The 10,176-nt window shown below is 59.7% G+C and carries 5 protein-coding genes; all 5 read left to right on the top strand.

Annotation, left to right across the window (positions count from 1 at the left end; all coding sequences use genetic code 11):
* Positions 1 to 106 precede the first annotated feature (106 nt).
* The 5 genes from NZK35_RS04010 (at position 107) to NZK35_RS03990 (ending at position 10,082) form a co-directional block, all read left to right on the top strand.
* On the top strand, positions 107 to 1,153 hold the full coding sequence (locus NZK35_RS04010) for an alkaline phosphatase D family protein (protein ID WP_259631311.1): 1,047 nt from the start codon (positions 107 to 109) through the stop codon (positions 1,151 to 1,153).
* A 243-nt stretch (positions 1,154 to 1,396) separates the two neighbouring features.
* Complete coding sequence (locus NZK35_RS04005) at positions 1,397 to 4,327, top strand: PSD1 and planctomycete cytochrome C domain-containing protein (RefSeq protein WP_259631310.1); 2,931 nt, start codon at positions 1,397 to 1,399, stop codon at positions 4,325 to 4,327.
* 39 nt (positions 4,328 to 4,366) lie between these two features.
* The gene (locus NZK35_RS04000) at positions 4,367 to 5,815 is read left to right on the top strand and encodes a DUF1501 domain-containing protein (protein WP_259631309.1); all 1,449 of its coding nucleotides are present in this window, start codon (positions 4,367 to 4,369) and stop codon (positions 5,813 to 5,815) included.
* Between the two features lie 613 nt (positions 5,816 to 6,428).
* The gene (locus NZK35_RS03995; RefSeq protein WP_259631308.1) at positions 6,429 to 7,181 is read left to right on the top strand and encodes a carbohydrate-binding family 9-like protein; all 753 of its coding nucleotides are present in this window, start codon (positions 6,429 to 6,431) and stop codon (positions 7,179 to 7,181) included.
* 69 nt (positions 7,182 to 7,250) lie between these two features.
* Positions 7,251 to 10,082 (top strand): serine hydrolase, encoded by a 2,832-nt coding sequence (locus NZK35_RS03990; RefSeq protein ID WP_259631307.1) that lies wholly within the window; start codon positions 7,251 to 7,253, stop codon positions 10,080 to 10,082.
* Positions 10,083 to 10,176 lie beyond the last annotated feature (94 nt).

The raw sequence follows: 10,176 nt of genomic DNA, 5'->3' as shown, positions 1-10,176 counted from the left end.
GCCCCCATCGTTTTGCCCCTACTGCACACACGACCTGCCCGACTTCTCTAAACTACCGCAGCATCGTTTGAATCCATCTCTAAAAGCCTGTTTCGATTGCCGCACCATGTTCAAAACTCTCGCTCTGGCCTCGTTGATTTCCATCGTCCTGTCTCCGCTCTCCGTTTCCGCAGACGCCGATTCATCAGCCCTGGTCACACGAGTCGTTTTTGGTTCCTGTATCAAACAGGACCAGCCCGCGCCGATCTTTTCCGCCATGGCAGCCGAGCGGGCACAGCTGCTGCTGTTCACCGGCGACAATATTTATGCCGACACCGAGGACATGGCGGTGATGCGGAACAAGTACCAGGCGTTGTCTCAGAAGCCGGGCTTTGCGTCACTGATCGATTCCGCCCCGGTCATGGCCACCTGGGATGATCACGACTTTGGCGTCAACGATGGCGGCGCCGACTATCCCAAACGGGCGGAATCACAACGGGAATTTCTCGACTTTTGGAACGTCCCGGCCGATTCGCCGCTGCGCCAGCGGCCGGGCGTCTACGACTCAAAAAGCTTCGGCCCCGAAGGGAAGCGGTTGCAAGTCATTTTGCTGGACACGCGATTTTTTCGGTCTCCGCTGAAGAAGGGCGAGCGGCGTGTCGGCGGTCCGTATGAGCCCGACGACGATGCGGAGAAGTCGATGCTCGGTGACGCCCAGTGGCGGTGGCTCGGAGAACAACTTCGTCAGCCCGCCGACGTTCGTCTAATCGTTTCCAGCATTCAATTCGTTGCCCAGGACGCCGGCCAAGAATGCTGGGCGAATCTGCCGCTGGAACGCGATCGGATGTTGAACCTGATCCGTGACACCCGAGCAGACAGAGTCGTTTTCATCAGCGGCGACCGGCACTGGTCGGAGGTGTCGGCGCTGGTCGAGAAAACGCCCTACCCGATCTATGACATCACCTGCAGCAGTTTGAATCAGCTTCACAAACGTGGCACGCCCACCGACAATCGCTATCGGGTCAGCGAGTCGACCTACCACCGCGAAAACTACGGTCTGTTGACGATCGGTTGGCAGGGCGACGATCCGACGCTGACGTTCCAGATCCGCGACCTGGAACGAAATCCGGTCATCGAGCAAACGCTCACGCTTTCCGACCTGCGTGGTCGGTGAGACTGGGCACGTCGGTTCGCGGCCTGCCGCGATCGACAACCACCCCGTTTGGCGTCAAACGGCTATTTCCACCGACGAACCGTGGGCGACTTCCGCGACGAACAAGACTCGCCCCGACCGGTTTTGTCGCGTAGAATAGAACCTGCCCGCCTTCCCCCCAATCGAAACCCGCGTGGAAGCCTCCCGGTTGTCCAGCGTGTTTCCCCGCCTTCCCCTTGGGTCCCCCGAGAAAAGATGCCTGCCGTGTTTCCTCGTCGCCGGTTTCTTGCCGCCAGCCCAGTGGCCGTCATGCTGTTGCTGGTCACCGCAACCGCCGGCGTCTCCGCTCCCAATCCCCAAGACAAGCAAACGCGTTCTGCCGAGCAAGAGAAATTCTTTGAGAACGAGGTGCGTCCGCTGTTGGTGCAGCACTGTGTCGAGTGCCACGGGCCGGATGACCAGTCGGGTGAATTGAGACTCGATCGCCACGATCATTTCAAGCGAGGCGGGGGCAGCGGACCGGTCGTGGTTCCGGGCGATGTCAATGCGAGTCGACTGATTCGTGCGATCGGCTACCAAGACAACGACTTGCAAATGCCGCCGGACAGCAAGTTGCCCGAAGAAGCGATTCGTGTTCTCTCCGAATGGGTTCGCAGGGGAGCGTATTGGCCGGAGGAAGTGACGGAGACACCACCGACCGTCAAGCTGTCCCCCCAGGAGCACATCGAGGCGCAACGTCAATCGCATTGGTCTTACCAACCGATTTCACCCGCCGACCCGCCAACGATCGCGGAACTGGCGACGCGCGTGGGGCAGGAGCAGTCAGACGCCTTTGGTGGCGACGGCATGACAACGATCGACCGTTTCGTTCTGGCGCGGTTGGCCGACGGCGGGCTGGCGCCGAACCCGCGAGCCGATCGCCGGACGCTGATCCATCGGGCGTACCACACGCTGTTGGGTCTGCCGCCGACCTATGAACAGGTCGAGGCGTTTGTCGCGGATGATCAGCCCGACGCCTTTGCCCGGCTCGTCGATCGGCTGTTGGACAATCCACACTACGGAGAACGCTGGGCGCGGCACTGGTTGGACATCGCCCGCTACGGAGACACGAAAGGCTACTTGGCCGGAAACATGGAAACGCGTTACCCGTACGCATTCACCTATCGCGATTATGTGATCGATGCCTTCAACAGCGACAAGCCCTTTGACCAATTTGTGATCGAGCAGCTTGCCGCCGACCACTTGGACTTGGCCGATGACGCACGCAGCGCGCTGGCCGCCATGGGGTTCTTGACCGTCGGTCGGCGATTCATGAACCGTCAACACGACATCATTGACGACCAAATCGACGTGGTCACCCGTGGGTTTCTCGGCATGAGCGTCGCCTGTGCCAGATGCCACGACCACAAATACGATGCGATCCCGACGGCCGACTACTATTCGCTCTATGGCGTGTTTGCCAGCTCGGAAGAACCGTCCGAGTTACCGCTTCTTGGCGAACCACAATCATCGCCGGAATACGAGGCGTTCCTAAAGGCGAAAGCGGAGAAACAGCAAGAAGTCGACAGGTGGGTCGAAGAGCGACGCCAAGAAATCGAAAACGAACTGCGTTCACGAGTCGCCGACTATCTGGTTTACATCGCCAAGTCGCTGCCCCAATACAGCAAAGAAAAGGTGCAGCCCCAAGGCAAACGGGGTGCGTTGCGTTTACCGGCCACGCGGCGATGGCAACAGTATCTGGTCAACGCCAACGCATCGCCGCATCCCGTCTGGGAACTGCTTCGTAAACTGGCCGCGCTGCCGCCGGATGAGTTCGCCGCAAAGTCGGCCACGATCTTCGACCAAGCCGCGACCGCGGCGGAAGTGACAGAAGGAAAGGAAGCGGCGAAAGCGATTCCTCAACGCTTGCTCGATTCGTTGCGAGAGGCACAGCCAACATCCTTGCCCGAGGCGGCGCAAGTGTTCGGTAATGTTCTGGAAACGGTCGATGCCCAGTGGCTCGAAGCCCGCAAAACAGACGAGAGCCTGGAACGGTTGCCCGACGCCGATGACGAAACGTTGCGTCAGGTGTTGTGGTCGGCCAATGCACCGACGACCCTGGATATGGGCCAAGCGATCGCGCATTTGGATCAGGCCGAACGTGGCAGATACAACCAGTTGCTCAACGGCGTGAACGGTGTCAGCGTCACACATCCGGGCGCACCGGGGCGTGGGATGGTGATGGTGGATAAGCCCAAGCCGGTCGAACCGGTGATCTTCCGACGCGGCGTACCCGGCAATCGGGGCGACCGCGTTCCAAGACGATTCCTGCAGGTCTTGTCGCACGTCGATGGCGGCCGGCCCTTTCAACAGGGCAGCGGTCGTCTGGAATTGGCCCAAGCGATTGCCGACCCCGAGAATCCGTTGACCGCTCGGGTGATTGTCAATCGCGTCTGGCAACACCAATTCGGCGAAGGCCTTGTTCGCACGCCAAGTGACTTTGGGATTCGCGGTGAACTGCCGACGCATCCGGAACTGCTCGACCACCTCGCGGCAGGGCTGATCGCCGACGGTTGGTCCATCAAGCGTCTGCAACGCCGCATCATGCTGTCGGCAACGTGGCAACAATCCAGCGACACACGCCCCGCCGCGATCGAAACCGATCCTGAAAACCGACTGCTGTGGCACATGCCACGACGGCGGATGGAGTTCGAACCGTTGCGTGATCGATTGTTGTCGGTCGCCGGACGCTTGGACAAATCGGTGGGCGGCCGCTCCGTCATGATCCACCAGGATGCCACGCGACGCGCCCTGTACGCCTACATCGATCGCGAAGATTTGCCCGGTTTGCTGGCCAGTTTTGATCTGCCCAGCCCCGATGCCAGTCAAGCCAAACGCGCCAAGACAACCGTTCCCCAGCAAGCGCTCTACCTGATGAATTCCGGATTCGTCATCGAGCAGGCCAAAGCGTTGGCGGCACGCAGCGAAGCGGCACCGGACTCCCCACCCGCCGGCGGTAGCGATGACGCTTCCAACCACAGCGTGGCCGAGCGGATCAAGCGACTGTATCGTCTGGCCCTGGCACGCGACCCAGACCCGGCCGAATTAAACGTGGCGATTGAGTTTGTCAGACCTGAATCGGCCGCCACGTTGGATCCCTGGGTTCAACTCGCGCAAGTCTTGCTCCTGAGCAATGAATTTGCGTTCGTCGATTAAGCTACGAGCCTGGAAGCGCATTCCATTTTGGATCACACGATGTCCGATTTCATTTCACAACTGAACCAACTGCCCCCTACCCGTCGCGACTTTCTGCGCCGTAGCGGGATCGGTCTCGGATCGCTTGCCCTAGCGGGCGTGATGGCCGACGACACGTCCAGCCTGTTGCACGCTGCGACCGCGACAAACCCGATGGCCCCCAAAACGCCGCACTTTGCACCGAAAGCAAAAGCGGTGATTCACTTGTTCCTCAACGGTGGTCCGTCGCAAGTCGACACGTTTGATCCCAAACCGGCGCTCGAGGAGTATCACGGCAAATCGATTCCGTTGAATCTGCGCACCGAGCGCGAAACCGGGGCCGCCTATCGATCACCGTTCAAGTTCAAGAAGTATGGCGAAAGCGGCATCGAAGTCAGCGAGTTGTTTTCGCACGTGGGCGAGATGATCGACGAGGTCTGCGTGGTGCGATCCATGCACGCCGACGTGCCCAATCATGAACCCTCGTTGATGCTGATGAACTGCGGCAACGGCCAACTGGTGCGGCCCTCGGTCGGATCGTGGGTCACATACGGATTGGGCAGCGAAAACCAAAATCTTCCGGGTTTCATCTCGATGTGCCCCAGCGGTTATCCGATCAAGGGCGCCGAAAACTGGCAAGCCGGATTTCTTCCCGGTGCGTACCAGGCGACGTACATCGACAGCAAACACCAGGAAATCGAAAAACTGATCGCGAACATCCGCAACGCAGCCGGCCTGCCCCGCGACGAACAACGTCGGCAACTGGATCTGCTGCAAAAGCTGAACGAGCGTCACCAACAGGCTCGCCAGCAGGATGCCGAGTTGGAATCACGCGTGCAAAGTTTCGAGCTCGCCTATCGCATGCAGATTGAGGCGACCGATGCCTTTGACATCAGCAGCGAACCCCAATCCATTCGCGACATGTATGGTGATTCGATCCAGGCCAGGCAGATCTTGATCGCCCGACGATTGGTCGAACGGGGCGTGCGTTACATCCAGCTCTGGCACGGCGCGGGACAGCCCTGGGATAGTCACGACAAGATCGAAGACAACCATCGTCGACTCGCCGGCGAGTGTTCCCAAGCAATCGGCGCCTTGTTGCGAGATCTGAAACAACGCTCGCTGTTGGACGACACCCTGGTGGTCTGGGGCGGCGAATTCGGACGCACGCCGACCGTCGAACTGCCCAAACCGGGCGCCAATGCCGGGACCAACAGTGGCCGAGATCACAATCATTACGGGTTCACGATGTGGTTGGCCGGTGGCGGTGTGAAAGGGGGACACGTGCATGGCGCGACCGACGAATTCGGTTTCCAGGCGGTCGAGGATCGTGTGCATGTCCATGACCTGCATGCCACCCTCTTGCACCTGCTGGGTTTCGATCATGAACGGCTGACGTACCGTTACGCCGGCCGCGATTTCCGGCTGACCGACGTCCACGGTAAAGTCGTCCAAGACATCATCGCGTAGTGGGTTTCTCCCCGCGGATTACCAATTCCAGTCACTCGCCACGGGTGATTGACGTAGGGTGGGGCAGGAGGCGAGAGCCTCCACCACGGTGTGCCTCCAGGAGGAGTCTGGGAACGAGGGACGTTTCCTATGTTTATCCACTCTGTCGGCCCTCTGGGATGCTGATTTAATTCCTGACGGATATGGCCCCCTTCTCTCCCACAAATCGTTAACAAGCTTGCTTGTCGATTTGTGGGGGAGAAGGGCTGGGGATGAGGGGGCTGGGGATCGTTTTTGTAGCCATCTCACTGGGCACAGAAAATACGATTGGGCGGTTGTAATTGTTACCCCTCACCCCCAACCCCTCTCCCCAAAAAACGCCCGACGCGTCGCGTCATTGGCGTTTTTTGGGGAGAGGGGAGCCAGTGTATTTAAGAAAGATCCAGCAGTAATAAGATTGACATCCTCTGGGCCTAACGGACTTCGCCTGTCCTTCTAAATGTGATGCATAAACAGACATGGTTTACACCGTCGATTCCGGCGGAATCCGTTTCGCTTACAATGCCGACCAGGGGACGTCACACACAACGTTCATCGATACTTACAAACTCCAGTCCCTGTTTCGGAAATCAGCATGACCCTCAAGAATAGAAACGCCTGCACACCAGCCATCTGGCTGCTTGCGATCGCCGCGCTGCATGTTCTGGTTCCTACCCCGTCACGCGCCGACGAACCAGCACCGCCGATCCTGAACGTCAACCGCTGTGACGATTTCACCGTCAACGGCAAGGGCGACGCGGCGGCGTGGGATTCGACCGACTGGGTGACGCTAAACCGTCGCCCCCAAGGAAGCCATGACTACACGTCACGGATCAAGATGCTGTACTCCGCAACCGGAGTCTACGTGTTGTTTGACGGCAGCGATCAGACGCTGACCGCAACGATGAACGAAGACTTCTTGGACCTCTGGAATGAAGACGTCTACGAGTGTTTCTTCTGGACACACGAAGACGATCCGGTTTATTTCGAGTATGAAATCTCCCCGCTCGGCTTCGAGCTTCCCATTCTGATTCCCAACCTGGACGGCCGTTTTCTCGGCTGGCGACCGTGGCACTACGAGGGCGATCGAAAGATCCAGAAAGCCGTTTCAGCGAGCGGCGGAAAGAATCAGTCGATGGCCACTGTCACCGGCTGGCGCGCCGAAGTCTTCATCCCCTACGCGTTGCTCAAGCCGCTACGCAACGTGCCGCCCGAACCAGGGACCCGTTGGCGGGCAAACTTCTACCGCGTGGATTACGACGATCAAAAATCCACGCAATGGGATTGGGCCCGGGTCGGTACAAGCTTCCACGAGTTCAAGAAGTTCGGCACGCTGGTCTTTCAATAGAACGTCTTGACCTGCCCCAGTCATCTGTCATTCGAAATCCACCCGCCACCGAGAGAATGGGCGAACGGAATGTCCCGATCCTTTGTTCTGTTAACAGCACTTTTCGTCGCGACGCTGTCCGTCGGCGGCGCCGCCGAACCAGAATTCGACATCGTCATCAAGCACGGCAAGATCGTCGACGGATCGGGAGCGCCGTGGTACCAGGCGGATGTGGGCATCGATGACGGCAAGATCGTACGGATCGGCAGCATTCCCGACGACGAAGCGAAGGAGTTGATCGATGCCCGGGGGCTGATCGTCGCGCCGGGTCTGATCGACATGATGGGACAAACGGCATCGCCAATGATCGAGGATCCGAAGACGGCGATCAATTTGCTGACCCAGGGGATCACGACGATCAATGCCGGTGAAGGCGGATCGGCGGCACCATTGGGCGAGGAAGAGGGGCGGCGCAAGGGTTACACGACGATGGCCGAGTACTTCACGCTGCTCGAATCCAAAGGGTTGCCCGTCAACGTGGTCCAAACCATCGGGCACACCCAGGTCCGTCGCATCGTGATCGGCGACGTCGAGCGACGCCCCAGCGATCAGGAAATGGAGCAGATGCAGGCGCTGGTCCGGGAAGCCATGCAGGCCGGTGCCATCGGGGTGTCGACCGCGTTGATCTATCCGCCGGCCGTGTATGCCCCCACCAAAGAGATTGCCATGTTGGCCGCCGCGGCGGGAGAATACGGCGGCGGTTATTACACGCACATGCGAAACGAAGGCGACCGCTTGCTCGAAGCGATCGAGGAGGCACTCGATATCGGTCGTCAGGCAAACACTCCCGTCCACCTCTTTCACCTCAAAGCAGCCGGCAAGCAGAATTGGGGCAAGATGCCGTTGGCGATTGCGACGATCAAAGCAGCGCGGTCGAGCGGACAGCAGGTGACAGCCGACATCTATCCCTACGTCAACAACGGCCTGGGCATCGCGGCGCTGATTCATCCCCGCCATTTCTCCGAGGGTCGTGATCGGCTGATCCAGCGACTGGACGATCCCGAATTGCGCGCGGAGATCAAGCGAGAAATGGAAACGACCGAGGGCTGGGAAAACTGGTTTCGCCATGCCGGAAATGACTGGGGACGAATCGTCATCGGACGCAGCAACGATCCACGTTACGCGAAACATGATGGAAAATCCGTCGCCGAAATCGCTCGCGCGTGCGACGAGGACCCCTGGGACACGTTCTTTCAACTGGTGCGTCAAGGCGCGTTCGCACTTCCCGAGACGATGACCGACGCGAACAAGATCCTTGCCATGCAACAGGAGTTTGTTTCGTTCTGCACCGACGTCGGCCCGGCCGGAGGAAGCCGGTCGGCGTCCCACCCCAGGGCGTTCGGCTCCTTCCCGCGACTGCTCTCGCGTTACGTCCGCGATCTGGGAGCGATCTCCCTGGAACGCGCCATCGCACAGGCCAGTGCCGTCGCCGCCAATGATGTGATGGCGTACGACCGCGGCCGAATCAACGTCGGCCTGGCGGCCGATGTGATCGTGTTCGACTACGAGAATCTGGCCGATCGCGCGGATTTCGCGAATCCCCAAGCGTTGTCCGAAGGGATGAAGTTTGTCATCGTCAACGGACGCCTGGTGTTCAAAGATGGTAAACAGACCGGTGCGCGTCCCGGGCGTGTTCTGCGCGGGCCAGGGTATCGCCAGTCCGCGGCACCGCCGAATGTGGCGTCAGGCGAGGCGGACGAGCGTTTCGCCAGTTTCGATCGCTTGATGCGCGAGTTCATGACAGAGCACCGCGTCCCCGGGGCTTCGATTGCCGTGAGCAATCGCGGGCGTGTCGTCTTTGCCCGAGGCTACGGCTATGCCGACATCGCCCAGCAGCAGCCGGTTCAACCGAACAGTCTGTTTCGAATCGCCAGCCTGTCGAAACCGATCACCGCCGTCGCCGTGTTGCAACTGATCGAGCAGGGGAAAGTGACGCTCGATGACAAGGTCTTTGACGTGCTGGACTTTGAATCAGACATCGCGTCGACGGAGGAATTCGACGAACGTTTGCGTGACATCACGATTCGCCAACTGTTGGAACATCGCGGCGGCTGGGACCGCGATGTGTCCTTTGACGCCATGTTTCAATCCACTCGGTTCGCCGACCAAGTCGGAACGGAGCCGCCGGCGGATCAGCAAACGGTCATTAAAGCGATGCTGTCCCAGCCGCTCGACTTCGACCCCGGCCAGCGATACGCCTACTCCAATTTCGGCTATTGTTTGCTGGGGCGGGTGATCGAAACGCGAAGCAACCAGGGCTACGAAGCCTACGTTCAACAGCATGTTTTGGAACCGATCGGCGTGACCACCATGCGGATCGGGGCGACGCGACTGGAGGGGCGGGCAGAGAACGAAGTGCGGTACTATCAGCCCGGCACCGGCAAATCGGTGTTCGCATCGGATCGGGGCGATGAAGTTCCGCGACCTTACGGCGCGTGGCATTTGGAGGCGATGGATTCACATGGCGGATGGATCGCATCGGCGTCCGATTTGGCGAAGTTTGCCGCCGCGTTTGACGATCCGGATCAATGTCCGATCCTGAGCCGGCAATCGATCGAGTGGATGGATCGCCGCCCGCCGGGACTCGCCGGGCACGATGCGGACGGGGAAGAGAAGTCGCGTTACTATTCGTTGGGATGGAGCAACCGAACGGTGGGGCCCGGCAAGATAAACCACTGGCACACCGGTTCGCTGGACGGGACCGCCACGATCATGATTCGCCGCCATGACGGCAAGAACTTGATCGCGTTGTTGAATGCCCGAGTCAGCCCCTCTGCATCGCACCTGGGATCGGCGATCGACCGGTTGTTGCACCAGGCCGCCGACGCAGTGACCGACTGGCCGGCTGATCAGGCAGACTGACCTGGTCAGGAATTTCCGTCCTCTTTTCCGCACAACAATCTTGTCGCCGGAACGATAATGGTGGCTGCGACGGTCGCATTCGCGCCCCGCAACA

The organism is Stieleria sedimenti (genome assembly GCF_025060895.1).
GTDB classification, from domain to species: domain Bacteria; phylum Planctomycetota; class Planctomycetia; order Pirellulales; family Pirellulaceae; genus Stieleria; species Stieleria sedimenti.
Note: the sequence above shows the minus strand (reverse complement) of the source record. Positions and strands in the feature narration are given on the sequence as shown.